Below are 23,798 nucleotides of genomic sequence, written 5' to 3'. Positions count from 1 at the left end.
TATCTTGTCGAGAGCAGGAGCACGCAACGGGCCGCCTTTATCGTGGTCACCTTGCCGTGACTGTGACCGACCACACGGAAAGCGGCCGAGCCAGCATCATGAATGAAGCATTCGACCCACTCAATCTTCTCCTTCTGGGGATCGCCGTCGTGGTGTTCTTGCGCCTGCGTAGTGTGCTTGGACGTCGCACCGGACACGAGCGTCCCCCGGTTGATCCGTTTGCCCGCAACGAGCGGGAGCGGACTCAGCCTGCGACCGTCAGCCAGGACGGAAAAGTCGTCAGCCTTCCGGAGCGCGATGTAAGAGCTCCGGGGTCAGCCGCCAATGCCAATGTGGAGGATGATCGTCCGCCGATCTGGAAAGGCTACGCTACGGAAGGCTCTTCCGTCGCAGCCGGGATCGAAGCGATTGCCGCAGCAGATCCGAGCTTTGCACCGAAATCCTTCCTCGAGGGCGCGAAGGCGGCCTATGAGATGGTCGTGACCGCTTTTGCGGAGGGCGACCGGCAGACGCTCAACAATCTGTTGAGCGCCGAGGTGTTCGAGGGTTTCTCCGCCGCTCTGGATGAGCGGGAGCAGGAAGGCCAGGTCAACGAGACGACCTTTGTGGGCATTGATGATGCCACGATCATCGACGCCCGGCTTGACCGGCGACAGGCGAATGTCACGATCCGCTTTACGAGCGAGTTGATCACATCGACAAAGGATCGCGAAGGCAACATCGTCGACGGCGATCCGAAGAAGGTTCGTGAGGTGAAGGACATCTGGACGTTCGCCCGCGATACCTCGTCGCGCGATCCGAACTGGAAACTCGTGGGCACCGAAGCGCCGAATTGATCAGCCGCCTTGTTAAGGGAATGATCAACAAGTCGCGTTAAGGACAATCGTCCCGAAGCGATAAGAGATTCATTCACCATGAGCGCTTTCCGACTGGCGGCCCTGCTGCCACTCTTTCTCTGGTGGTCCATGATGAGCGCTGCCGATGCCCGGTCGGTGACCGCCATGAGCTTCGCGGCCATCCCGGGCTGGGCACAGGATGCACATGCCGCCGCCTTTGCCACCTTTCACCGGTCCTGCCGGGAAGTGGTGGCGACGGGCCGCGGCTTCGCCGGCTCGCCCCAGTTTACGGGAAAGCGGGCCGAGTGGCTTCCCGTCTGCAACTCTGCACTGACGATGCCCGAGGAAGTGTCCGACACCCAGGCGCGCGCCTTCTTCGAGAAGAGTTTGCGTCCGTTGAACGTCTCCTCCGGCCCTGATGCCGGGTTGTTCACGGGGTATTACGAGCCAGAAGTGGAGGGTGCCCTGAAGCGGGGCGGCGAGTATGTCGTGCCGCTCTATGGGAAACCTTCCGACCTCGTGGCATTCGATGCCGCAACGGAAAAGCGGATCGGCGTTCGGTACGGCCGGACGGTCGCCGGCCGACCGCAGCCCTACTGGACGAGGCAGGAGATCGAACAGGGCAAGCTTGCCGGGCGGGGCCTCGAGCTTGTCTGGCTCAAACGGTGGGAGGACGCCTTCTTCCTGCAGATCCAGGGCTCGGGTCGGGTGCGGCTGGCCGATGGCCGCATCTTGCGAGTCGGTTTTGCCGGCAAAAGCGGGCTTCCCTATACACCGATCGGACGGATTCTCGTCGAGCGGGGCGAGTTGGCCCGCGACAAGGTCTCGATGCAGACCATCCTCGACTGGTTGGCGCGGCATCCCGGTCAGGCCCGCGCGCTGATGTGGAAGAACGAATCCTTCGTGTTCTTCCGGCGCATCGAACTTGATCGTGCCGATCTGGGTCCTCCCGGCGCGCAGCATGTGCAGCTGACCCCGGAGCGCAGCCTTGCGGTCGACCGGCGCTTCTATGCCTATGGCACTCCTATCTGGTTGAGCAGCGCCGTTCCCGCAGGACCCAATGACAGCCTCGTGCCGATGAACCGCTTGATGGTTGCTCAGGACACGGGGACCGCCATAAAAGGGCAGGTGAGGGGTGATGTGTTCTGGGGGGCCGGAGCGCGCGCCGGTCACATTGCCGGGCTCATGCAAAGCGAAGGTCGCATGATCATCCTCGTACCTCCATCGGTTGCAAGCCGTCTTGCAAATTGACGATCATGGCCGGGCGACGCAAGCGACTTATCCCCGATATGGAGCTTTGGGACCGGGTGATCGAGACGGTCACCCCCATCAGCAAGCCGACTAAAAAGATTGCCGAGGAGGCGAAAGACACGACCCTTGTCGTACCGATCGCGGAACAGGCGATTTCTCCCCCGGAACGGCGCAAAAACATACCGAAACACGCCGTTCCCATTCCTGTTCTCAAAACGCCTGTAAAGCGCCTGACGCCGCCTCTCTCGGGCATCGATCGGCGGACGGGGCAGAAGTTATTACGCGGCCAAATCTCCATCGAGGCCCGCATCGACCTTCACGGGGAAACCCTGGAAACGGCGCGTGTAAAACTTTTCTCTTATCTTTCAGCCTCTTTCGAGAGAGGTCAGCGCTTTGTCATCGTGATCACCGGAAAGGGCTCGGGACCGATCTCCAGACATATGCTCCATGGTCTCAATTCTTATGACACGCCGGAGCGCGGGGGGAGGCTGCGCCGAGCCGTGCCGGAATGGCTGAATGAGTCGCATTTTCGGAACATAGTGTCGGGGTTTCAACCGGCACATCCCAAGCATGGCGGCGGCGGCGCGCTCTATGTCCGGCTGCGGCGCAATCCCAGCCTCGCCGCATGACCCCGTTCGGACAAAAAATGCGGGAGTTGCGGGAATTAAGGGGCATCTCCCTCAAGGAAATGGCCGCCTCTGTCGGGGTGTCCAGCGCCTATCTCTCAGCTCTGGAGCACGGCCGCCGCGGGCGGCCAAGCTGGACGCTGTTGCAAAGGATCATCACCTATTTCAACGTCATCTGGGATGAAGCCGAAGACTTGGCGGCTCTGGCACAAAGATCTCATCCCCGGGTCGTCATCGACACATCACATCTCACGGCACGAGCGACAGAGACGGCCAACCTGATGTCCGAGCGAATAGCTAAACTGTCCGAGGAACAATTAGAGAATATTGCGACTATACTGAGATCACAGGATGAACTTCGATAGATCCGTGTTCTTTGCCAAGTCGCCGATCCTGTCCTGGACATAGGCCGCATTGATGGTGAGGCTCGATCCCGGCCGGTCGGAGGCCTCGAAGCTGATCTCGTCCAACACCCGCTCCATCACTGTCTGAAGCCGGCGCGCACCGATGTTCTCGACCGTCGAGTTGATCTCGGCCGCGAAGTCCGCCAGAGCATCGATACCATCGTCTTCGAACTCGACGGTGACCCCTTCGGTCGCCAGCAAGGCTTTGTATTGCTTGATCAAACTGGCCTCTGGCTCGGTCAGGATCCGGCGGAAATCACTGCGGGTCAGGGGGTTCAATTCGACCCGTATCGGCAATCTTCCCTGCAGTTCGGGCAGCAGGTCGGATGGCTTGGCGATATGGAAAGCGCCCGAAGCGATAAACAAGACGTGGTCGGTCTTCACCGGCCCATATTTCGTCGCGACCGTGGTGCCCTCGAGCAGGGGGAGCAAATCGCGCTGCACGCCTTCGCGGCTGACGTCGCCGCCAGATCTCTCGCCGGAGCGGGCACAGACCTTGTCCAGCTCATCCAGGAAGACAATGCCATTGTTTTCAACGAGATGAATGGCCTCCTGGGTGATTTGATCCTGGTCGAGGAGCTTGTCGGATTCTTCGGCGATAAGCACCTCATAGCTGGCGCGGACACTCGTCCTGCGCGCCTTCATCCGCTGACCGAAAGCCTTGCCCAGCATGTCACTGAGATTGACCATGCCGACCTGGGCACCGGGCATCCCGGGAATGTCGAAGGCTGGCATTCCGCCGGTATCGGCGACCTGAATCTCGATTTCCTTTTCGTCAAGCTCTCCGGTGCGCAGTCTGCGCCGGAAGCTTTCACGAGTGCTGGCGGCTGCATTCTTTCCGACGAGGGCGTCGAGCACTCGCTCTTCCGCGTGAAGCTGGGCGGAAGCCTCAACTTCCTTGCGCCGTCGCTGCCGAACGAGACCGAGAGAAACCTCCATCAAGTCACGAATGATCTGCTCAACGTCGCGGCCGACATAGCCAACCTCGGTGAATTTCGTGGCCTCCACCTTGATGAAGGGGGCGTTGGCGAGCTTGGCCAAGCGGCGTGCGATCTCGGTCTTGCCGACGCCGGTGGGCCCGATCATGAGAATGTTCTTCGGCAGAACCTCCTCGCGAAGGCCATCTTCCAACTGCTGGCGCCGCCAGCGGTTGCGCAAGGCGATGGCCACCGCGCGTTTGGCATCACGTTGCCCGACGATGTAGCGGTCAAGTTCGGATACGATCTCACGGGGTGAGAAGTCGGTCATTTACGTCTCGCTAGAAAAGGGCTCAAGTGTCGGCGTCTTCGAGTGTTTCGACGACAATGTTGTTGTTCGTGTAGATACAGATGTCGGCGGCGATGCGCATGGCACGCCGGGCGATTTCCTCCGGGTCGTGCTCACTGTCGATGAGCGCGCGCGCAGCCGCCAATGCGAACTGACCCCCTGATCCGATGCCCATCAACCCGTTCTCGGGCTCCAGAACATCGCCGTTTCCGGTCAGGACCAAGGTCACCTGCGGGTCCGCCACAATCATCATGGCTTCCAGGCGGCGAAGGTACCGGTCGGTGCGCCAGTCTTTCGCGAGCTCAACGCAGGCGCGTGTCAACTGGCCCGGATGCTTCTCAAGCTTGGTCTCGAGCCTCTCGAAGAGCGTCATCGCGTCCGCTGTGGCCCCCGCGAAGCCCGAGATCACCTTGCCGGTTCCCAATGGCCGCACTTTGCGTGCATTTGATTTCATGACCGTATTGCCGAAACTCACCTGGCCGTCGCCAGCGATGACGACCTTTCCCTGCTTGCGGACGGTCAGAATGGTCGTTCCATGCCATTGCGGCATCTGTTCACGCTCGGACACACAGCCCTCTTAAATCTTGGTCAGCGCCGCAACACTTATGCAGTCATGGCCATAAATAAAAGCCTAGACAATTCACGAGTCGCCTGGACAGAAATCTTTGCCGAGATCTCGCCAGCTGTTACAAGTCGCCCGCGGCTGAGAAAGCCCAGGCGACGGAGCCCTGCACGTGCGAACTGCAAAAATCGAACGCAAGACCACAGAGACGACCATATCCGTATCCATCGATCTCGATGGCAGCGGGCGTCACGAGATCTCGACGGGAATTGGTTTTCTGGACCATATGCTCGAGCAGCTTTCGCGTCATTCACTGATCGATGTGACAATCGAGGCCCGCGGTGATCTTCACATCGACATGCACCACACGACAGAAGACAGTGCTATTGCGCTCGGACAGGCCATCGTGAAGGCGCTCGGCGATAAGGCCGGCATCCGGCGCTATGCCTGCATCGATCTGCCTATGGACGAGACATTGACTCGTGTCGCTCTCGATGTTTCAGGTCGCCCCTACCTCGTGTGGCGGGTCGAGTTCCCAACCCAAAAGATCGGTGACTTCGACACGGAGCTCTTCCGTGAATGGTTTCAGGCCTTCGCGTTCAATTCCGGGATCACGCTGCATGTCGACAATCTCTATGGCCTCAACAGTCATCACATTGCGGAGACCTGTTTCAAGGGCCTAGCGCGTGCCCTGAGAAGTGCCGTGGAACTTGATCCACGGACAGTGGGTGTCATTCCTTCGACCAAGGGACGACTCGGCGACAGCTGAGCGAGACGATCTTCATGAAAACTTTTACGGTCCATCATCGCGAGAGAAATCCAGAAGCCATTCTGGCCGATCCTGACGGTCTCGAGGTGGTGAAGGAAGGTTTCTCCTGGCCAGCCTTCTTCATTCCGCTGCTCTGGCTCATCTACAAGCGCATGTGGTTGGTGCTGGTGCTCTTCCTCGTCGTCAATGCAGCCTTGGCCGTCATCGGTGTTCTTTGGCCGATGCCGGGCGCTGCGGAAACTTTCGTTGCCCTTGCCGTCAATCTGTTCATGGGACTGCAGGGAAATGACCTTCGCCGCTGGACACTTGCCCGGCGTGGAAAAGCAGAGGTGGGGGTGGTGATGGGCGACGATCTCCTGGCCGCCGAGCATCGGTTCTTCAGCTTGCTTGCTTCCGGTTTGAGTGCGGTGACACCGCCCGTCAGCAGGGTTGCACCTCCACTTCCGGGGATCGTCCCGGTCCAATACAGCATTCTACCCGAACCAGGGCGGACGTGATGCGAGTGGCCATTGTCGATTATGGTTCGGGCAATCTTCGCTCAGCCCACAAGGCGTTCGAACGCGCCGCTCGGGAAGCTGAAGTGGATGCCAAGATCGAGGTCACCAGCAATCCCCGTGACGTTGCCGAGGCCGATCGCGTGGTCCTTCCCGGCGTCGGCGCCTTTGCCGACTGCCGTGCGGGGATTCTTGCAATTGAGGGGATGTGGGAGACGCTCGAAGACGTGGCGCGGACCAAGGCGCGACCGTTCTTTGGAATCTGCGTCGGCATGCAGCTGATGGCGGAGCGCGGACTCGAGTTTGGAACGTGGGAGGGTTTCGGCTGGATCAAGGGTGATGTCGTCAAGATCGATCCCGTAGAGCCAGAGCTCAAGGTTCCCCACATGGGGTGGAACAGCCTCACCCTCGTCACAGATCATCCAGTGGTGCAGGGTCTGCAGCTCGGAGAAGAGGGTCTCCACGCCTATTTTGTCCATTCCTACCGCCTCAAGGCCGCGGATCGGTCGCAGGTGGTCGCCGAGACGGAGTATGGTGGAGCGGTCACTGCAATCGTTGCTGACGGTTCGGTCGTTGGTACTCAGTTTCACCCTGAAAAGAGCCAGACACTCGGATTGGCCCTCATCGGCAACTTCTTGAAATGGCGGCCATGATCCTGTTTCCGGCTATCGATCTCAAGGACGGAACCTGTGTCCGCCTCAAACGAGGTGAGATGCAGCAGGCCACCGTCTACAATGATGATCCGGCGGCGCAAGCGGCAGATTTCGCACGGCTCGGTTTCGAGTGGCTGCACGTCGTTGATCTGAACGGTGCCTTCGATGGCAAGAGCAGAAATGCTGCAGCGGTCGAGGCCATCATCGCCGCCATTGATATTCCCATTCAGCTCGGGGGCGGTCTTCGTGACCTCCAAAGCATCGAGCAGTGGCTCGAGAAAGGGATTTCGCGGGTCATCCTGGGAACCGCCGCGTTGCGAGATCCTCAGCTTGTCAAACAGGCCTGCGTCACCTTTCCTGGCCAAGTCGCCGTCGGCATCGATGCGCGCGGAGGCCGAGTGGCCGTCGAAGGTTGGGCGGAAACTTCCGACGTACAGGCTGTCGATCTCGCCAAGCAGTTCGAGGATGCAGGGGTTGCGGCGATTATCTACACCGACATTGACCGGGACGGCGTGCTCACAGGATTGAACATTGCAGCGACACTCGAGCTCGCCCGATCCGTTTCCATTCCGGTCATCGCATCGGGGGGGCTGGCCTCGATCGACGATGTGAAGCGGCTGCTACAGCCGGACTGCGCTGTCTTGGAGGGCGCGATTTCCGGCAGAGCCCTCTATGATGGCCGCCTCGATCCCCAACTGGCCTTGAAACTCATTGCTGAAGCAAGGGTCACCAATGCTTAAAGCTCGAGTCATCCCTTGCCTGGACGTCAAGGACGGTCGGGTTGTGAAGGGCGTGCAATTCTTGGAACTGCGTGATGCCGGCGACCCCGTGGCCGCTGCCATAGGCTATGATGCTGCCGGCGCCGATGAGCTTTGCTTCCTTGACATCACCGCCAGCCATGAGAATAGGGGGATCCTATTCGACATCGTGGCGCAGACGGCAGAACACTGCTTCATGCCGCTTACCGTAGGGGGCGGCATCCGGACCATTGAAGATATTAGAAAGCTGTTGCTCGCCGGGGCCGACAAAGTCTCGATCAACACCGCTGCGGTCAACGATCGGCCGTTTGTGGCAAAGGCAGCCGAGAAGTTTGGCAGTCAGTGCATCGTCGTCGCCATCGATGCGCGGCGGGTGTCGAAACCCGGTGAAGGAGATCGCTGGGAGATCTTCACCCATGGCGGCCGCAACCAGACGGGAATCGATGCCGTTGAATTTGCACGAGAAGTCGTGTCCCTCGGTGCAGGCGAGATCTTACTGACATCCATGGATCAGGACGGGACGAAATCGGGTTTCGATCTGCAGCTGACGCGAACCATTGCAGATGCGGTCTCGGTCCCCGTTATTGCGAGCGGAGGGGTGGGCACGCTGGAGCATCTGGTCGAAGGGGTTACCCAGGGCCATGCCAGCGCAGTGCTCGCCGCCTCCATTTTCCACTTCGGCACGTTTACGATTGCTCAGGCCAAGCAATCTCTAAAGGATGCCGGTATACCCATCCGACCGATCTGACGGTGACAAGGCGGCCCTATGCTGATAATCGGGCGTCGTCTGGGGCAGGGCACTCATCAATGAAAGTCGCGGTCGAAAATCGTCTCGAGGTGCTAGCACGTTTGTATCAGACGATTCAGCAGCGCCGGCAGGCAATGCCAGACGGCTCATATACGTCCAAGCTCTTCGCCCAAGGAAGCACGACCTGCGCCAAGAAGTTGGGTGAAGAGGCTGTGGAATTGGTCATAGCAGCGGTCTCCCAAGACAAGGCGGCCGTTGCAGCAGAGGCGGCCGACCTTCTGTTTCATTTTCTCGCTCTGCTCGAGATCACAGACGTCTCCCTGGAGAGCGTCATGAACGAGCTGGAGCGCCGCGAAGGCACCAGCGGCATCGTTGAAAAGGCACAGCGATCCAACCCATGACTACGCAAGTCAAATTCTCGCCCTACCTCGTGTTTTCACGGCAAGAATGGGCGAAGCTGCGTGCCGATACGCCCCTGACCCTCACCGAAGCCGAAGTGCGCACGCTGCGGGGTCTCAACGAACGCATCCAGATCGACGAAGTCGTCGAGATCTATCTGCCTGTTGCCCGGCTGCTCAATCTCTATGTTGAGAATACCTACGATCTCTTCCTGGAAACACAGAAGTTTCTCGGCCGCAATGGCACGAAGGTCCCTTTCATCATCGGAATGGGTGGAAGCGTGGCTGTGGGCAAGAGCACCATGGCGCGTATTCTACAGGCGCTGTTGTCACGTGCTCCAGGCCATCCTCACGTTGCGCTGTTGCCGACCGACGGCTTTCTCTTCTCCAATTCCGTCCTTGAACGTGAAGGCCTGATGTCCCGGAAAGGCTTTCCGGAAAGCTACGACGTCTCGATGCTGCTTCGTTTCATGCATGACGTGAAGTCGGGGAAGCGGCATGTCCGGGCTCCGATCTACTCGCATCTCTCTTACGACGTCTTGGGAACCGAGTGGATCTCCATCGACCAGCCGGACATTCTGATCGTCGAGGGGCTCAACGTTCTGCAGCCTGCGAAACACTCCCGAGACGGCAAGTCCATCCCTTTCGTGTCCGACTATTTTGATTTCTCCATTTACCTCGATGCCGACGAGCACATGCTCAAAGACTGGTATATCGAGCGATTTTTCCGGCTTCGGGAGACGGCTTTCCGAGATCCGCGCTCTTACTTCCATCGCTACTCGACGTTCAGCGATGAAGAAACGCGCGCCGTGGCAATCAAACTCTGGGACACCATCAATCTCGTCAATCTTCGAGAGAATATCTTACCTACGCGGCAACGGGCCGACCTCATCCTGACGAAGGGACCGGACCATCGCATTCACGAGGTGCAGCTCCGTCGGCTGTGAGCCTCAGAGCAGCTTATTCTGCCTCGCAAGTTCGATCAGGTTCTTCTCAGGCCGAGCTCCGATGTGGCTGATGATTTCGGCGGCAGCGAGTGCCCCGATTGCGGCACAGTTTTCGAGCGCCCTCCCTTTCGTCAATCCGAAGAGAAAGCCCGCCGCAAAGAGGTCGCCTGCTCCCGTTGTGTCAACGACATCGCCAACTGGATGCGCAGCGACCGCGGTCGCGCGTTCACCCTCCACAACAACGCATCCTTTCTCGCTCCGGGTCAGCACGATGAGCTTTCCGCTAGCCTTTGCCCTGCCGAGAGCCTCATCGAAGGTTCGTGTCTGATACAGCGATGTGATCTCCGATTCATTCGCAAAGAGGATATCAACGTCGGAATTGACGAGCTCCAAAAAGGAATCTCGATGGCGATCAACGCAGAACGCGTCCGAAAGACTGAGAGCAACCTTATTTCCGGAGCGTCGTGCGGTCCTGGCAGCCTTTAAGAAGGCCTGCTTGGCCTGCTCTGGATCCCACAGATAGCCCTCCAGATAGGTTATCGCAGAGCGTGCGACCAGCTCGTCGTCAATATCTTCAGGGGTAAGCGCTGTACTCGCCCCGAGAAATGTATTCATGGTCCTTTCGCCATCCGCCGTCACCAATATCAAACAGCGCGCGGTGGCGGGACCCTCAGCCGATGGCGGCGAGTTGAATTCCACCCCCACTGCGCGAATGTCGTGACCGAAGACTTCTCCCAGCTGATCGTTGCGGACTTTTCCGATGAATGCTGCAGAAGACCCCAAAGCCGCGACACCGGCTATCGTATTCGCGGCAGATCCTCCTGAAATTTCAACGGCTGGCCCCATATCCTCATAAAGAGAATGGGCGGTCTCTTCATCGATGAGTCTCATCGATCCCTTGACCATGGAGTGCTTCGTGAGGAACGCATCGTCTGTGCGGCTGAGGACATCGACGATTGCATTGCCGATACCTAAAACGTCGATCTTGTTATGGGCCATCAAAATACCGGATTCAGGAGGAAATGACTTGGACTCGCGATCTATAAAGGCACCTCATCAAATTCTGAACCCCCTTCCTCTACGAGCGGCAGAATCTTGACATGATTAGCGCAGCGCTCAAGGCGCTATCGGATGTCCTATCACCCCCTTTTCGTGCGGTGTTGTGGAAGTCCCTCGGACTGACCGTTCTGCTTCTGGCAGGGCTCTGGATCGTGCTGGAAGTTGTCATCAGTGGATTGGCTCTTGCACCCTGGGAATGGGCAAACACATTGATAACCGTCGCTGCGGGGCTCGGTCTCTTTGCTCTTGCGGTTTTAATGATCTCGCCAGTCACCGCTATTTTCGCAGGGTTGTTTTTGGACGGTATTGCCGCGATGGTCGAGGTTAAGCATTACCCGATGGATCGAACCGGACAAGATCTACCGTTCAGGCAGGCATTGTTTACCGGTATTCAGTTCGGACTTTTGGTTTTAGCAATCAATATACTGCTTCTGCCGGTGGTTTTTCTAGGCGTTGGAATTTTTGCTATAATTCTCGCAAATGCGTATTTGCTGGGGCGCGAGTATTTTGAAATGATCGCCATGAGACATATGCCGCCCCCGGAGGCCAAGCAACTCAGACTGGAGAACAGTCCGCGGGTCCTTGCCGCAGGTTTCGTGCCTGCCCTTCTCGCCCTTGTTCCGATCGTGAACCTTCTGGTGCCACTTTTTGCCACGGCTTACATGGTTCACATCTACAAGCAGATCAGCGCGCGCTCTCGGTGATGTCAGAGGGTTTTTGGAGGTGTCTTCTCCGGAAAAAGGCAGATATCGTTGATCAGACACTGCGGGCAATCCGGGACCCGGGCCTTGCAGATGTACCTGCCATGCAGGATCAACCAGTGATGTGCATACTGCTTGTACTCAGAGGGAACGACAGAGTTCAGCGTTTCCTCCACCTCCAAAGGAGTTTTTCCAGGAGCAAGTCCCGTTCGATTCGAAACCCGAAAGAGGTGCGTATCGACAGCGATCGTCGGCTCCCCAAAGGCAATGTTAAGAACCACGTTAGCGGTCTTTCTCCCAACCCCGGGCAGGGCCTCCAAGGCGTCTCGATGGCGCGGCACTCGGCCATCATGGTTGGCCAAGATAAGCTGAGACAGAGCGATGACGTTCTTCGCCTTGGTGCGATACAGGCCTATCGTCCTGATATATTGGCTAAGCCGTTCTTCGCCCAAATCGAGCATTTTCTGGGGAGAGTCTGCGACTTTGAAGAGGGGGCGGGTTGCCTTGTTAACGCTGACGTCGGTCGCTTGCGCGGATAGAACCACGGCAACGAGCAGAGTGAAGTCATTGACATATTCGAGCTCGCCTTTCGGTTCTGGTTCTGACCGTTGGAATCGAGCAAATATTTCTTTGATGAGGCTAGTGTTGAGCCTGGAATGGGCAGGCATAGAGACCATCTCCAGGCTGACTGGCCCGTCTTATGCAGCCGATTGCTCTATTTGGTCAACGGTGCCGGGAAACGCACGATGAAAAACATCGACGAACATGCAAACGATGACAACGAGAGGCTCTTCTCCGTCGTCCTCACACCACATCGGTCGCTGGGTCCCCGCGGGTTCCTTATTCTGATGAGCGCCTTCGGGATCGTCAGTTTTGCAGCCGGCGTGGCGTTCGTAATGATGGGCGCGTGGCCGGTCTTTGGATACTTTGGCTTGGATGTCGCCCTGCTCTACTGGGCGTTCCGGAGGAGCTATGGGGACGCTCAGATCTTCGAGAGTGTCGACGTCACGAAGGATGCCGTCATCGTTCGCAAGGGCGGTGCTCGGCGACCGGTAAAGGAATGGCGGTTCATTCGCTATTGGGTCCGGGTTGATCTCGAGGAGAACGAAACCCTAGAAACATGCGGCCCGCTCTTCATGCGATCCCACGGTACGCAGTTGGAAATCGGATCGTTCCTTTCCCCCGGAGAGCGCCGGGGTCTTGCCTCCGCGATCACTGCTGCGATAAAGGTCCCCTGAGGAAACGGATCCGGGGTCTCAGGTGACAGGTGTTTTCGTCGTCTCAGAGAGCTTTGTCTCAGAGGATAGGCGCGAGCGCGGGGCCACGCTGGCGATGCAATATGGATATCATCCGTCGCCGTTCGGGGACGTTCTGCTCATGACTGCCGGCTCGTCTATCACAGGATTGGGCTTTGCAGACTCGGAGCAGCGAGCGGATGCTCTTCTTGATATGACGCGGCGGTGGCCGGCAGCGGACTTCGTTGAGGATTCGGAGTACACTGCAGGCTTCATCGATCGGATTTTTGAACCGGGGAGCTGGACGGCGGACGAGCCTCTTTCCTTATTGCTGATAGGCACGGGTTTTCAGCTCAAGGTCTGGCAGCGGCTCCTCGCAATCCCATTCGGGCGGACGACGACATATAGCAGTATCGCCCATGAGCTCAGCTCGCCTACGGCAACGCGGGCGGTGGGAACGGCAGTCGGACGGAATCCAATATCGATGCTCGTCCCCTGTCACAGGGTCCTTGGCAGATCAGGAAATCTCTGCGGCTATCACTGGGGGCTTGAGAGGAAGCAATCCATCTTAGCCTGGGAGCGACAGATCGCTTCGAGAGGCTCCCTATAACTGCCCGGACACCTCTTCACGCGTCTTGACCTTCAACTCGCCGTCGAGACGGTAAATTATCGGAATCCCGGTTGCCAGCTCGCGCTGGGCAATCTCTTCCCCCGGCAAGTTTTCGAGATGCATGATCAGTGCACGCAACGAATTTCCGTGCGCGACGACCAACACCCGCTCGCCATTCCTCAGCCTGGGTACGATTGCGCTTTCATAGTACGGAATAACGCGAGCGGCTGTGTCCTTAAGACTTTCCCCTCCTGGCGGGGGGATGTCGAAAGAGCGGCGCCATTTGAACACTTGCTCCTTGCCCCATTTCTCGCGCGCTTGATCCTTGTTGAGCCCTGTGAGATCTCCGTAGTCGCGTTCGTTCAGAGCCTGTTCCCGGACCGTCTGAAGATGTTCTTGTCCGAGAGCGGCGAGAATGTACTGGCAAGTGTTCTGTGCTCTCTTGAGCATGCTGGTGAAGGCGACGTCAAAGGACAGGCCAAGCGCTTTCAGACGTTTGCCCGCGTCTTCCGCCTCGCTTCTGCCGAGGTCCGTAAGATCCGGATCAGCCCATCCGGTAAAGAGGTTCTTAAGGTTCCATTCGCTTTGGCCGTGACGCACCAGTACCAGAAGGTGATCCATACAATTCCCCTATCGATTAATTCGTCAAGCCAAGGACATCGATCATAGAATATAAGCCGGGCTTGCGGCCTTTCGCCCACAACGCTGCTTTCACAGCGCCTTGGGCAAAGACGTCGCGCGATTCCGCGCGATGAGCCAACTCTATCCGCTCGGCGTCTCCCGCAAAGATGACAGAATGCTCACCAATCACGCTGCCGCCGCGAAGCGAGGCAAACCCGATCGTCCCTTTTGGTCTCGGTCCGGTGATGCCATCGCGTCCGCGGACAGAGCATTCCGCTAGAGAAACTCCGCGGCCATCCGCGGCAGCCTGGCCCAACAGCAGAGCGGTTCCCGATGGCGCATCGATCTTATGTCGGTGATGCATCTCCACGATCTCTATGTCAAAGCTCTCGTCGAGCGCTGCCGCAACCTTCCGAACAACTGCGGCAAGCACATTAACACCCAGGCTCATGTTGCCAGATTTTACGATCGTGGCATGCCGCGCCGCTGCGAGGATCTTTGTGTCATCGTCGGGCGAAAGTCCCGTTGTGCCAATTACATGGACAATCCGAGCCTGCGCAGAAAGTTCAACAAGGGCCACGGATGCGGCTGGCGCTGTAAAGTCCACGATCCCGTCAATATGGGTGATCAGCGCCAATGGATCGTCATTGACCGTTGCTCCGATCGGACCGATCCCGGCCAACTCACCAAGATCAGCGCCGATGTGAGGGGACCCAGGGGCTTCGAGACCACCCGCGACCTCGCAACCCTCGGTCTGGTGGATTATGCGCGCCAATGCGCGACCCATGCGCCCACCCGCGCCGGCGATGGCAAGCTTCATCCCAATCAGGTTCCTTTACCAAACATGAGAGCGGCCTATACCAGCGAGGGCGCCGAATGAAAAGAAGGGTCCGCTTGCTGCTGGCGATTCCGCGCCATATGGTGCGGATAGAAATAAGAGGGGAGATGGACATGGCTGAGGTATCTAGGTCGGCCGATCTACAAGCAGAAGCCGCGGAAGTCTGGTCCAAGATTGGTCGCTTCGATAGCCTTCCTCAGTGGCACCCCGTCGTGGATGCTGGGCAAATCGAAGAAAAGGACGGGAAGGTGTTCAGAGTTCTCACCATTGCGGGAGGCGGGACTCTGACCGAACGACTTGAGAGCCGTGACGACCAAGGCATGACTTATACCTACAGCATCATCGAGGGGCCTCTCCCTGTCCAAGATTACGTCTCGACGATCACAGTGAAACCTCAGGCGGAGGGGTGCATTGTCGAATGGGTCGGCAAATTCTCAGCGAAGGACGCGACGGAAGACAAGGCCATCCAAGTCGTGGATTCGATTTACAGCACGGGCCTAGACGCCTTGCGGAAGCAGTTCAACTCGTGACTGGCTGACAAAACTACTCGTTGAAGCCATCCCAAAAGGCCTTCGCCTTAGCAAAGAATCCTTCCGACTCGGGATTGTTCTTATTGTGAGACTCCCGGTCGAACTCCTCTAAAATCTCTCTCTGCCGCCGGGAAAGATTTACCGGTGTTTCGACTGCCACCTGAATATACAGGTCACCATGCTGGTGGGAGCGAAGAACCGGCATTCCCTTTGCTTTCAGCCTGAACTGCTTACCCGCTTGAGTTCCTTCCGGGATTCGAAGGCGAGCCTTCTTGCCGTCGAGACAAGGGACCTCGATTTCGCCCCCTAGGGCTGCAGTGGTCAGCGATATCGGTACGCGGGAGAACAGATCCGCGCCATCCCGCTGAAAGAACTCGTGCGGTTTGAGCGATAGAAAAATATAAAGATCGCCTGGGGGACCGCCTCGCAGCCCCGCTTCTCCCTCGGCGGCAAGTCGAATCCGGGTCCCGTCTTCAACCCCTGCCGGGATATTCACGGAAAGCGTCCGCTCACGCATGACACGGCCGTTTCCACTACAGGCCGAGCAAGGCTCAGCGATCACCTCGCCCCGTCCCTGGCAGGTCGGACAGGTTCTCTCGACCGTAAAGAAGCCCTGCGTCGCGCGAACGCGCCCCGCACCGCCGCATGTGGAACAAGCTTTCGGTGACGTGCCCGGCTTAGCCCCTGACCCATCGCAGACTTCGCAGGTGATGCTGGTCGGTACCCTGATCTGGGCGGCCTTACCCTCATAGGCATCCTGCAGCGTGATTTCCATATTGTAGCGGAGATCGGATCCTCGGCTGGCAGCGTTCTGGCGACGTCCACCACCGGCGCGACGTCCTCCCATGAACTCGCCAAAGAGATCGTCAAACATGTCAGACATGGAGCTTGAGAAATCGGGCCCGAACCCTGCGCCACCGCGTCCGAAACCACCCGCTTCGAAAGCTGCGTGCCCGAACTGATCGTATGCGGCCCGCTTCTGCGGGTCCTTCAGGGTCTCATAAGCTTCATTTATTTCTTTAAAGCGGTGCTCGGCTTCAGCGTTACCCGGATTGGCGTCAGGATGATACTTCTTCGCCATGCTCCGATAGGCGGCTTTCAGCTGCTTCTCGTCAGCGCTGCGCTCCACCCCAAGGACTTCGTAGAAATCGCGTTTCGCCATGGTTCAAAACTCATACATGTAAAAGACCCCGCTGCTTCCCGTTTCGATCGAAGCAGCGAGGTCCAACATGTCTATTCAAAGCCGTCCTTCAGACAGGCAGGTTCAGTCAGCATTACCTAACAACCAGGACTTACGATCCTGTTGATCTCCTGTCGTCGTCGCGCACTTCCTCGAAGTCGGCATCGACGACATCGTCGCTACTGCGGGCACCCTGTCCGCCAGCCTCACCTCCGGCATCGTCGCCACCTTCAGGAGCCTGTTGATACATGGCCTCCCCCAGTTTCATCGCCGCCTGGGTCAGAGCCTGAGTCTTGGCTTGTATGGCCGAGGTGTCTTCCCCTTCGAGCACCGATCTCAAGTCAGCAATCGCCGTTTCGACGGTGCTCCTGTCAGCCTGACTGACTTTTGCGCCGAATTCCGCCAATGACTTTTCCGTCTGGTGAATTAAGCCCTCAGCGTGGTTTCGTGCCTCCACAAGAGCGCGGCGTTCCTTGTCCTCCGCCGCATGTGCTTCGGCATCACTGACCATGTTCCTGATCTCGTCGTCGGATAGTCCACCCGACGCCTGGATCCTAATGGCCTGTTCCTTGCCCGTGGCCTTATCTTTCGCCGAAACATTCACTATGCCGTTGGCATCGATATCGAACGTAACTTCAATCTGGGGCATTCCCCGCGGGGCCGGAGGAATTCCTACCAAATCGAACTGACCGAGGATCTTATTGTGAGCCGCCATCTCGCGCTCACCCTGGAACACCCGGATCGTCACCGCTGTCTGACTGTCCTCAGCCGTCGAGAAGGTTTGTGACTTCTTGGTCGGAATGGTGGTGTTGCGATCGATCAATCGCGTGAAGACGCCACCAAGGGTTTCGATGCCCAATGACAAGGGGGTCACGTCGAGCAGCAGGACATCCTTGACGTCGCCTTGCAGCACACCGGCCTGAATTGCCGCGCCGATTGCCACGACTTCGTCCGGATTGACGCCCTTGTGGGGCTCCTTGCCGAAGAAGTTCTTTACGGTCTCAATAACCTTCGGCATGCGGGTCATGCCGCCGACCAGGATCACCTCCTGGATCTCCCCAGCGCTCAGACCCGCATCCTTAAGAGCGGCCTTGCAAGGCGCGATGGTCTTTTGGATAAGATCATCAACCAAGGCCTCGAGCTTCGCTCGGGTGAGCTTCAGTGTGAGATGCTTTGGGCCGGACTGATCGGCGGTAATGAAGGGAAGATTGATCTCGGTCTGGGTCGCGGAGGACAGCTCGATCTTCGCTTTTTCAGCGGCTTCCTTCAGCCTCTGAAGAGCAAGCTTGTCCTTCCGGAGATCGATCCCGTTCTCCTTCTTGAACTCATCCGCGAGGTAATCGACCAGGCGCATATCGAAGTCTTCGCCGCCAAGGAACGTGTCACCGTTCGTGGATTTAACTTCGAAAACACCATCACCGATCTCGAGAATCGACACGTCAAACGTGCCGCCGCCCAGATCGTAAACGGCGATCACACCATGGTTCTGCTTATCCAAGCCATAGGCGAGAGCGGCAGCGGTTGGCTCATTGATGATACGGAGGACATCCAAGCCGGCAATTTTGCCCGCATCCTTCGTTGCCTGGCGCTGACTGTCATTGAAATAGGCAGGAACTGTAATAACCGCCTGTTCGACCTTCTCCCCGAGATGGCGTTCGGCGGTTTCCTTCATCTTCTGCAGAATGTAGGCGGAGATCTGCGAGGGAGCGTATTTCTTTCCCCGCGCCTCAACCCAGGCGTCGCCATTGTCCGCCTTGACGATATTGTAGGAAACAAGACCTTTGGCCTTATCGACTTCCTTATCCGCGTAACGGCGGCCGACAAGACGCTTGATCGCGAAAAACGTATTCTCAGGATTCGTAACAGCCTGACGCTTTGCCGGTTGCCCGACAAGCACTTCTCCGTCTTCCGAAAATGCTACCATCGACGGAGTGGTGCGCGCACCCTCCGCGTTTTCGATCACTCTGGGGGTCTGACCCTCCATCACGGCCACACAGGAATTTGTGGTCCCGAGGTCAATACCAATTACTTTAGCCATTCTCTCTACCTCCTTTGCGGCAGGCCGGCTCAAAGGCCTTATCGCAAGCACCTTTATGTCCGAAGAAGCTCCGCCTCCGCGGTGGCCGGCCTCCTCCAACTCGATCAGAAACTCGACCTGGAAGTTGCGGTCTATATATGTGCGTCTTTACAAGGCTGCAAGGCGGGTTGCGCCGCAATTCTCTACGCTTTTCAAGCTCATCAAGCCTGCAGCGGCAACGTCGCCGAAAGCCGAGTTCTAGGAATTCGTCAGTCTTGGCCCACCCTTAGAGACCCCCACCAAGGCCGGCCGTAACACACGTTCGCCGATTTTGTAGCCTGTCTGCATGACCTGCACCACAGTCCCAGAGGGCGTGTTTGGATCATCCACCTCAAACATGGCCTGATGCAGATTGGGGTCGAAGCGTTCGCCAGATGGATCAAATCTCTTCACGCCATGCCGCTCAAGGACGTTTTGCATCTCCCGCTCGGTCATCTCGATGCCGGCAACCAGATTTCTGGTGGCCTCGTCGGCGCTGTCCAGCGCCTCTGAAGGCATTGCGGCCAGAGCCCGGCTGAAGTTGTCGGCGACGGTGACCATGTCGCGCGCGAAGGACGTTGTGGCATATTGCGCAGTTTCCGTCTTTTCCCGCTCCGCTCGGCGTCGCAGATTCTCCATGTCAGCCATGGTTCTGAGAACCCGGTCCTTGAGGCCGTCATTCTCAGCTTGAAGGGCCTCAATGGCTGCAACCATGGTTTCGGAACTCAAATTCTCTCTGTCCGTGTCGGAAGAACCGACACCGCTCCCCGATTCCGCGTACGGGTCATGAGACTCGTTCGTCGGCTGATCGTGGAGGGACGTTTCGGGCTTGTTCTTATCGCTCATCATTCATCCTCAGTCTCGCGCAAAGCGCGAACCGGATATCGACGGTAAGGGTCGAAAAATCAAGACAAGAGCCGACTGACCATCTTCGCCGTGTAATCGACCATGGGAATAATCCGAGCGTAATTGATCCGCGTGGGACCGATCACGCCCAGCACGCCCACGACGCGCTCTTCCGCGTCTCGATAGGGCGCGATGATGATAGAGGAGCCGGATAATGAAAACAGCTTGTTCTCCGAGCCGATAAATATCCGAACACCCTCTCCCTCTTCAGCCATGCCCAGAAGACGAATGAGATCCTTCTTCGTCTCGAGATCGTCCAACAAGCTCCGGACGCGCTCCAGATCTTGGAGAGCATCGATATCATCAATGAGATTGGCGCGGCCGCGTACGATCAGGGTTTTCTCACTCTCAGGGGCATCGGACGACCAATTGACCAATCCCTCCTCGACGACTGTGGCGGTCAACTCGTCGATCTCGCGCCTCAAGAGCTGGATCTCGCTCTTCATCGATCGCTGGATTTCGCTGAGCGTCTTACCGATGAAGCGCGTACCCAGATAATTGGAGGCGGCAACGAGAGAGGACGGAAGCAGCCCCGGGGGCAGCGCCATGATGCGGTTCTCGACGGTCCCGTCATCGCCCACCAGGATGACCAACCCTCGCTCCGCATCAAGCTTCACGAATTCAATATGCTTCAGCCTCATATTGATTTTCGGCGCCATCAGCACACCGGCACATTGGCTCAACCCCGACAGCATGTTCGTCGCGGATGTCAGAACGTCGTCAATGCGGTGGCGGTTCGCACCGCTCACCCGTGCTTCGATCTGGGAGCGCTCATCCTCGTTGATGTTTCCGATTTCCAGCAAGGCATCGACAAAAAACCGTAAGCCGAGCTCCGTCGGCAGTCGACCCGCACTCGTATGTGGCGAGGTGATCAACCCGATAGCTTCCAGATCGGTCATCACATTGCGGATTGATGCCGGAGACAAGCTCATCGGAAGGGATTTGGATATGGTTCGGGATCCGACCGGGCCGCCTGTCGAAAGATACGTTTCGACAAGCCGACGGAAGATTTCTCGAGAGCGCTTGTCTAAACCGGCTAAGCCGGAAAGGCGTTCATCCATGCTCAATTGGCTGTCGCCAGCCTCTCAGCGACCATTATCGCGGCGTAGGTCGACATAAATTAGGTCTCTTAACAAAGGCCGTCAATGGAGGTGACGCCAGGGGCCTCACCTGATCCCACTCGGGAGTTGCGTGCTCAATCGACGCCGGATCTCATCTTGCTTCTCGCGAACCATCCCGGGCATCAAGAAGGCGTCGATCACAACCCAGATAAAACCGATTACGATTAAAAAGCTGAGAATTTGTAGGATCGCAGATCCTGGCCGGCCGAGATAAAAGCGATGAGCAGACACAAACCACAGAAACAGCCATAGCAGATAAGCAACGACGATGCTGGGGCCTTCATTGGCCACGCGGGTCTCAATGAGAATTTGATTTTCAGTACTGATGCTCATGGCTTAACTCCGCTCTTGGCGATGCATCTCATGCAGCCATACGCTTGCTGGGAGCCTTCGTGTGCTTTGAATAGAAGGATGCATTCTGCTCGCCTTCGAGAGCCTCTTTGGTGAACGTAATGAGGTGATGGCCTACAAAGGCCATGTTGAACACCGTATCTATTTGTCCGCGTTTGAGCGCATGCAGTGCAGCCCTCCAGAAGATGCCCCGGTATTTCGGCTTAATTCCTAGATATATCAAGGTATTCCAGGTGAGCGCTAAGCCCCGGACCAAATTTGCCAGTGACAGCTTGCCTCGAAGCGGTGTCTTGATGCGGTTCGAGTACGTCGCGTCGACCTGATAGCGGAACCGTTCGAACAATCGTTCAGGCGCATAAGCGTGTTCGATGCACCTTTGCCATGATCCGATAACCTCTTCATAGGGCCGCAGAAAGCGTACATTGGACTCAAGTCCATCACTTTCCACCAAGCGGCCTGCCTTATGAAGCCGGTCCCATAATGGTGTCTTCGGCAGGGCCTGCAACAAGTTGATGGTCAGTACAGGAATATTGGACGCGTCAATGAACGTGGTGAGCGCTGCCTCGGTGTTGTCCGTGTCGGAATCCAGTCCCAGGATCATTCCTGAGGTGACCTCGAGGCCGTAACTGTTGATGATGTTGATGGCTTCGAACATGGGAAGCGTGGTGTTGTGCTCCTTCCGCATATCCTTCAACGCTCCGGCTTCGGGGGTTTCGATGCCCACGAAGATCGTGATGAAGCCGGCCTCACGCATCATCTGAAGGATTTCGGGCTGCTTGGCGATGTTGAGGGTTGCCTCACATGCGAACTGAAGCGGATATCCGTGCCGCTTCTGCCACTCGATCAGGTGGGGCAGCATGTCCTTGGTGGCCTTACGGTTCCCGATGAAGTTGTCATCGACGAAGTAGACAGCGGAAGGACGGAACGTCTGGGACATCATGCCATCTAACTCAGCCGTCAACTGCTCGGGTGTCTTCAATCGCGGTTGCCGGCCATAGAGCTGAGGAATATCGCAGAATTCGCAGCGATAGGGGCATCCGCTGGAGAACTGCAAGCTTCCAATAAGATATTTTCCAAGGCCGATCTTGTCATAGGCCGGTAGGGGAAAGTCGTGGAGCGGGGTCCGTTCGATGGTCTCCAGGCGCATCTGCGTCGCCGGCGGGACGATGCTCTCATCCAAGATGGCGATGAGTTTATCCGTCGAATCTCCTAGCTCGCCTACATGGAGGTAATCGAATTCTGGATACATTTCCGGGGCCCCGGAAACGGATGGACCGCCCAGGACGGTGACTTTCCCCGCAGCCTGAGCCCGGGCTCGGATGTCATTTATCTGAGGAGCCTGGATGTGCATCCCGCTGGCGAAGACGACATCGGCCCATGTAAAATCATCTGTGGTCGCGGACTTTATGTTCTCATCGACAAATCGAACTTCCCAACTCGCCGGAAGATAGGCTGCGATGACCAGGAGCCCCTGCGGAGGCATGAATGCCTTCACATTCCCCATGAGTTTGAAAGCGTGCTGGAATGTGCCGAAGGATGGCGTGTAGCCCGGAAAAACACAAAGAATGCGCCGTTGATTCTTTACGATTCCGGTATACCGCATCAGTCACCTCCAATTGCATCGAGTCAGCTCGCCCAAGATTACATCAACTCTGAGAATCAGGACACCGTTGCCGCGACATCTTGGTCGACAAAAGACTTGAGCAGGCGACTGGCGATTGCAAAGGGTCCTGGTGCGGCCAGACCCTGCGGATGGGTGCCACGGATCATTGATCTCACCTCCTCGCGATGAAACCAGCGAGCGTCTTCGAGTTCGGTGTAATCGACGACAATTTCCTCAGTGAGCGCCTCGGCAATGACACCGATCATCAGATTAGCAGGGAATGGCCAGGGTTGGCTCGAGTGATAGTGTACCGAGCCGATGCGGATCCCCGCTTCTTCGAATACTTCCCGCCGTGCCGCGTCTTCTATGGTCTCCCCGGGTTCGATGAAGCCTGCCAGCGCCGAATACATTCCCGGAGCAAATCTCGACTGCCGTCCAAGAAGGCACAAGTCACCCCGGGTCACCAGCATGATCGATACCGGGTCGGTCCGAGGGAAATGCTCGCTCTGGCAAGTTCGACAGACCCGCTTGTACCCCCCCTCGCGGATCTCGCTTCGATTCCCGCATTTCGAACAGAAGCGATGGGTGGCGTGCCAATGGAGGAGGGTCCGAGCCTGAGCCAAGATGCCGAGGACCGGCGGCGGCAATATCCCCTGGATGGCCAGGCTGCGGAGGTCGATTGCCTTCACATTGGGTCCGAAATCAGTCTCTGGCGTGCCTTCGGTGATGAGCGAGGCGAACATCAGATCATCTTGGTCGTTCCTGCCCAGGAAAACCGGCTCCCTGACCCAATCCATCGAGATCGAATATGGTCTGGTCCCCAAGGGATCATCGACCAAGAGGAGAGGGCGGTCGGCCAGAAAACCCAAGTGGATGGTGCCTGTCGCCCCCACTTGTTCTTGGAGCCAGTGCTCATCGACACGACGGACAGCCATGCGATCGAGCGGATTGCCCGTAAAGGCCAGCAAATCTTCATTTTTCATGTGAAACAAGATACCCGGATGACAGGTAGCGGAGCTTACGAGGGCGACCTTCGGGACGGCAATCATTAAATGCGAATGCCTTTGCTGGAAAAATGAAGATACCACGCAAGGGCTTGTGCGTTCACCCCAAAATACTGATATAGTCCCCTTGAGAGGCTGGCGGCGGGCGTGCCGCTCGCCAACTGGGTCAGGTCCGGAAGGAAGCAGCCCTAACGAATCCGGCACGGGTCGTTTGCCCAGCCTCTCGCCTGCCGTTAAAACTGCAGGATTTTCGCAGTCGGATTGTGCCGAC

Annotated in this window: 28 protein-coding genes and 1 other RNA gene; 16 read left to right on the top strand and 13 right to left on the bottom strand. The window is 57.6% G+C overall.

Annotated elements, in window-relative coordinates; all coding sequences use genetic code 11:
• The first annotated feature begins 98 nt into the window (after positions 1-98).
• The 4 genes from FKM97_RS02780 to FKM97_RS02765 all read left to right on the top strand — a co-directional run bounded on the left by FKM97_RS02780 (position 99) and on the right by FKM97_RS02765 (position 3,078).
• Positions 99-836: a Tim44/TimA family putative adaptor protein gene (locus FKM97_RS02780; RefSeq protein WP_143957591.1), complete on the top strand. Its 738-nt coding sequence runs from the start codon at positions 99-101 to the stop codon at positions 834-836.
• A gap of 78 nt (positions 837-914) precedes the next feature.
• The gene (gene mltA / locus FKM97_RS02775; protein WP_143957590.1) at positions 915-2,087 is read left to right on the top strand and encodes a murein transglycosylase A; all 1,173 of its coding nucleotides are present in this window, start codon (positions 915-917) and stop codon (positions 2,085-2,087) included.
• A 5-nt stretch (positions 2,088-2,092) separates the two neighbouring features.
• Positions 2,093-2,716, top strand: coding sequence for a Smr/MutS family protein (locus tag FKM97_RS02770; RefSeq protein ID WP_143957589.1), 624 nt, complete (start codon positions 2,093-2,095; stop codon positions 2,714-2,716).
• Positions 2,713-3,078 (top strand): helix-turn-helix domain-containing protein, encoded by a 366-nt coding sequence (locus FKM97_RS02765; RefSeq protein ID WP_143957588.1) that lies wholly within the window; start codon positions 2,713-2,715, stop codon positions 3,076-3,078. Before FKM97_RS02770 ends, FKM97_RS02765 begins: the two co-directional genes overlap by 4 nt.
• Here the strand turns inward: FKM97_RS02765 and hslU are convergent.
• Complete coding sequence (hslU, locus tag FKM97_RS02760; protein WP_143957587.1) at positions 3,058-4,365, bottom strand: ATP-dependent protease ATPase subunit HslU; 1,308 nt, start codon at positions 4,363-4,365, stop codon at positions 3,058-3,060. The genes FKM97_RS02765 and hslU overlap by 21 nt on opposite strands.
• A gap of 22 nt (positions 4,366-4,387) precedes the next feature.
• Positions 4,388-4,933, bottom strand: coding sequence for an ATP-dependent protease subunit HslV (gene hslV, locus FKM97_RS02755; RefSeq protein WP_143957873.1), 546 nt, complete (start codon positions 4,931-4,933; stop codon positions 4,388-4,390).
• Between the two features lie 184 nt (positions 4,934-5,117).
• Here hslV and hisB point away from each other — a divergent pair, with 184 nt between their 5' ends.
• The 7 genes from hisB to coaA are packed head-to-tail and all read left to right on the top strand — an operon-like array spanning position 5,118 to position 9,712.
• A complete protein-coding gene (hisB, locus tag FKM97_RS02750; RefSeq protein WP_143957586.1) occupies positions 5,118-5,714 on the top strand; it encodes an imidazoleglycerol-phosphate dehydratase HisB in 597 nt (198 codons plus the stop codon).
• A gap of 14 nt (positions 5,715-5,728) precedes the next feature.
• Entirely contained in the window at positions 5,729-6,211 is a 483-nt protein-coding gene (locus FKM97_RS02745; protein WP_143957585.1) for a DUF2628 domain-containing protein, read from the top strand.
• Entirely contained in the window at positions 6,211-6,861 is a 651-nt protein-coding gene (hisH, locus tag FKM97_RS02740) for an imidazole glycerol phosphate synthase subunit HisH (protein ID WP_143957584.1), read from the top strand. Before FKM97_RS02745 ends, hisH begins: the two co-directional genes overlap by 1 nt.
• Complete coding sequence (gene hisA, locus FKM97_RS02735; RefSeq protein ID WP_143957583.1) at positions 6,858-7,601, top strand: 1-(5-phosphoribosyl)-5-[(5-phosphoribosylamino)methylideneamino]imidazole-4-carboxamide isomerase; 744 nt, start codon at positions 6,858-6,860, stop codon at positions 7,599-7,601. The genes hisH and hisA overlap by 4 nt, the downstream gene beginning before the upstream one ends.
• On the top strand, positions 7,594-8,367 hold the full coding sequence (gene hisF / locus FKM97_RS02730; protein ID WP_143957582.1) for an imidazole glycerol phosphate synthase subunit HisF: 774 nt from the start codon (positions 7,594-7,596) through the stop codon (positions 8,365-8,367). The genes hisA and hisF overlap by 8 nt, the downstream gene beginning before the upstream one ends.
• 59 nt (positions 8,368-8,426) lie before the next feature.
• Entirely contained in the window at positions 8,427-8,768 is a 342-nt protein-coding gene (locus FKM97_RS02725; RefSeq protein WP_143957581.1) for a phosphoribosyl-ATP diphosphatase, read from the top strand.
• On the top strand, positions 8,765-9,712 hold the full coding sequence (gene coaA, locus FKM97_RS02720) for a type I pantothenate kinase (RefSeq protein WP_143957580.1): 948 nt from the start codon (positions 8,765-8,767) through the stop codon (positions 9,710-9,712). The genes FKM97_RS02725 and coaA overlap by 4 nt, the downstream gene beginning before the upstream one ends.
• Before the next feature lie 3 nt (positions 9,713-9,715).
• On the opposite strand, the gene FKM97_RS02715 is transcribed toward coaA, so the two are convergent.
• Complete coding sequence (locus FKM97_RS02715) at positions 9,716-10,711, bottom strand: adenosine kinase (RefSeq protein WP_143957579.1); 996 nt, start codon at positions 10,709-10,711, stop codon at positions 9,716-9,718.
• Positions 10,712-10,812: 101 nt separating this feature from the next.
• Between FKM97_RS02715 and FKM97_RS02710 the strand changes: the two genes are divergently transcribed.
• On the top strand, positions 10,813-11,475 hold the full coding sequence (locus tag FKM97_RS02710) for a sulfate transporter family protein (protein WP_143957578.1): 663 nt from the start codon (positions 10,813-10,815) through the stop codon (positions 11,473-11,475).
• Between the two features lie 2 nt (positions 11,476-11,477).
• Here FKM97_RS02710 and nth read toward each other — a convergent pair whose 3' ends face one another.
• On the bottom strand, positions 11,478-12,140 hold the full coding sequence (gene nth, locus FKM97_RS02705) for an endonuclease III (RefSeq protein WP_246104900.1): 663 nt from the start codon (positions 12,138-12,140) through the stop codon (positions 11,478-11,480).
• 78 nt (positions 12,141-12,218) lie between these two features.
• Between nth and FKM97_RS02700 the strand changes: the two genes are divergently transcribed.
• Together FKM97_RS02700 and FKM97_RS02695 are read left to right on the top strand one after the other, a co-directional pair.
• Complete coding sequence (locus FKM97_RS02700) at positions 12,219-12,710, top strand: DUF2244 domain-containing protein (RefSeq protein WP_170240710.1); 492 nt, start codon at positions 12,219-12,221, stop codon at positions 12,708-12,710.
• Between the two features lie 22 nt (positions 12,711-12,732).
• Positions 12,733-13,317, top strand: coding sequence for a methylated-DNA--[protein]-cysteine S-methyltransferase (locus FKM97_RS02695; protein ID WP_205014660.1), 585 nt, complete (start codon positions 12,733-12,735; stop codon positions 13,315-13,317).
• Here the strand turns inward: FKM97_RS02695 and FKM97_RS02690 are convergent.
• Together FKM97_RS02690 and dapB are read right to left on the bottom strand one after the other, a co-directional pair.
• Positions 13,312-13,938 carry a 2,3-bisphosphoglycerate-dependent phosphoglycerate mutase gene (locus tag FKM97_RS02690; RefSeq protein ID WP_143957575.1) on the bottom strand — a complete coding sequence of 209 codons (627 nt, stop codon included), beginning with the start codon at positions 13,936-13,938 and terminating at the stop codon, positions 13,312-13,314. The genes FKM97_RS02695 and FKM97_RS02690 overlap by 6 nt on opposite strands.
• A gap of 16 nt (positions 13,939-13,954) precedes the next feature.
• Positions 13,955-14,758, bottom strand: coding sequence for a 4-hydroxy-tetrahydrodipicolinate reductase (gene dapB, locus FKM97_RS02685; RefSeq protein ID WP_143957574.1), 804 nt, complete (start codon positions 14,756-14,758; stop codon positions 13,955-13,957).
• Between the two features lie 131 nt (positions 14,759-14,889).
• Here dapB and FKM97_RS02680 point away from each other — a divergent pair, with 131 nt between their 5' ends.
• Positions 14,890-15,306 (top strand): SRPBCC family protein, encoded by a 417-nt coding sequence (locus tag FKM97_RS02680; protein ID WP_170240709.1) that lies wholly within the window; start codon positions 14,890-14,892, stop codon positions 15,304-15,306.
• Between the two features lie 13 nt (positions 15,307-15,319).
• On the opposite strand, the gene dnaJ is transcribed toward FKM97_RS02680, so the two are convergent.
• The 7 genes from dnaJ to nudC form a co-directional block, all read right to left on the bottom strand.
• Complete coding sequence (gene dnaJ / locus FKM97_RS02675) at positions 15,320-16,468, bottom strand: molecular chaperone DnaJ (RefSeq protein ID WP_143957572.1); 1,149 nt, start codon at positions 16,466-16,468, stop codon at positions 15,320-15,322.
• A gap of 130 nt (positions 16,469-16,598) precedes the next feature.
• Positions 16,599-18,557 carry a molecular chaperone DnaK gene (gene dnaK, locus FKM97_RS02670; protein WP_281290061.1) on the bottom strand — a complete coding sequence of 653 codons (1,959 nt, stop codon included), beginning with the start codon at positions 18,555-18,557 and terminating at the stop codon, positions 16,599-16,601.
• A 204-nt stretch (positions 18,558-18,761) separates the two neighbouring features.
• A complete protein-coding gene (gene grpE / locus FKM97_RS02665) occupies positions 18,762-19,391 on the bottom strand; it encodes a nucleotide exchange factor GrpE (protein ID WP_246104899.1) in 630 nt (209 codons plus the stop codon).
• 56 nt (positions 19,392-19,447) lie between these two features.
• Positions 19,448-20,509 carry a heat-inducible transcriptional repressor HrcA gene (gene hrcA, locus FKM97_RS02660; protein ID WP_143957570.1) on the bottom strand — a complete coding sequence of 354 codons (1,062 nt, stop codon included), beginning with the start codon at positions 20,507-20,509 and terminating at the stop codon, positions 19,448-19,450.
• A gap of 105 nt (positions 20,510-20,614) precedes the next feature.
• On the bottom strand, positions 20,615-20,902 hold the full coding sequence (locus FKM97_RS02655; RefSeq protein ID WP_143957569.1) for a TM2 domain-containing protein: 288 nt from the start codon (positions 20,900-20,902) through the stop codon (positions 20,615-20,617).
• 28 nt (positions 20,903-20,930) lie between these two features.
• Complete coding sequence (locus tag FKM97_RS02650; RefSeq protein WP_143957568.1) at positions 20,931-22,523, bottom strand: B12-binding domain-containing radical SAM protein; 1,593 nt, start codon at positions 22,521-22,523, stop codon at positions 20,931-20,933.
• A 56-nt stretch (positions 22,524-22,579) separates the two neighbouring features.
• On the bottom strand, positions 22,580-23,506 hold the full coding sequence (nudC, locus tag FKM97_RS02645; RefSeq protein WP_143957567.1) for an NAD(+) diphosphatase: 927 nt from the start codon (positions 23,504-23,506) through the stop codon (positions 22,580-22,582).
• Positions 23,507-23,657: 151 nt separating this feature from the next.
• Between nudC and ffs the strand changes: the two genes are divergently transcribed.
• Positions 23,658-23,754, top strand: an RNA gene (gene ffs, locus FKM97_RS02640) — signal recognition particle sRNA small type.
• The last annotated feature ends 44 nt before the right edge of the window (positions 23,755-23,798 follow it).

This window comes from Rhodoligotrophos appendicifer (assembly GCF_007474605.1).
GTDB classification, from domain to species: Bacteria; Pseudomonadota; Alphaproteobacteria; order Rhizobiales; family Im1; genus Rhodoligotrophos; species Rhodoligotrophos appendicifer.
The sequence above is the reverse complement of the archived record's forward strand: the minus strand, read 5'-3'. Positions and strand labels throughout refer to the sequence as shown.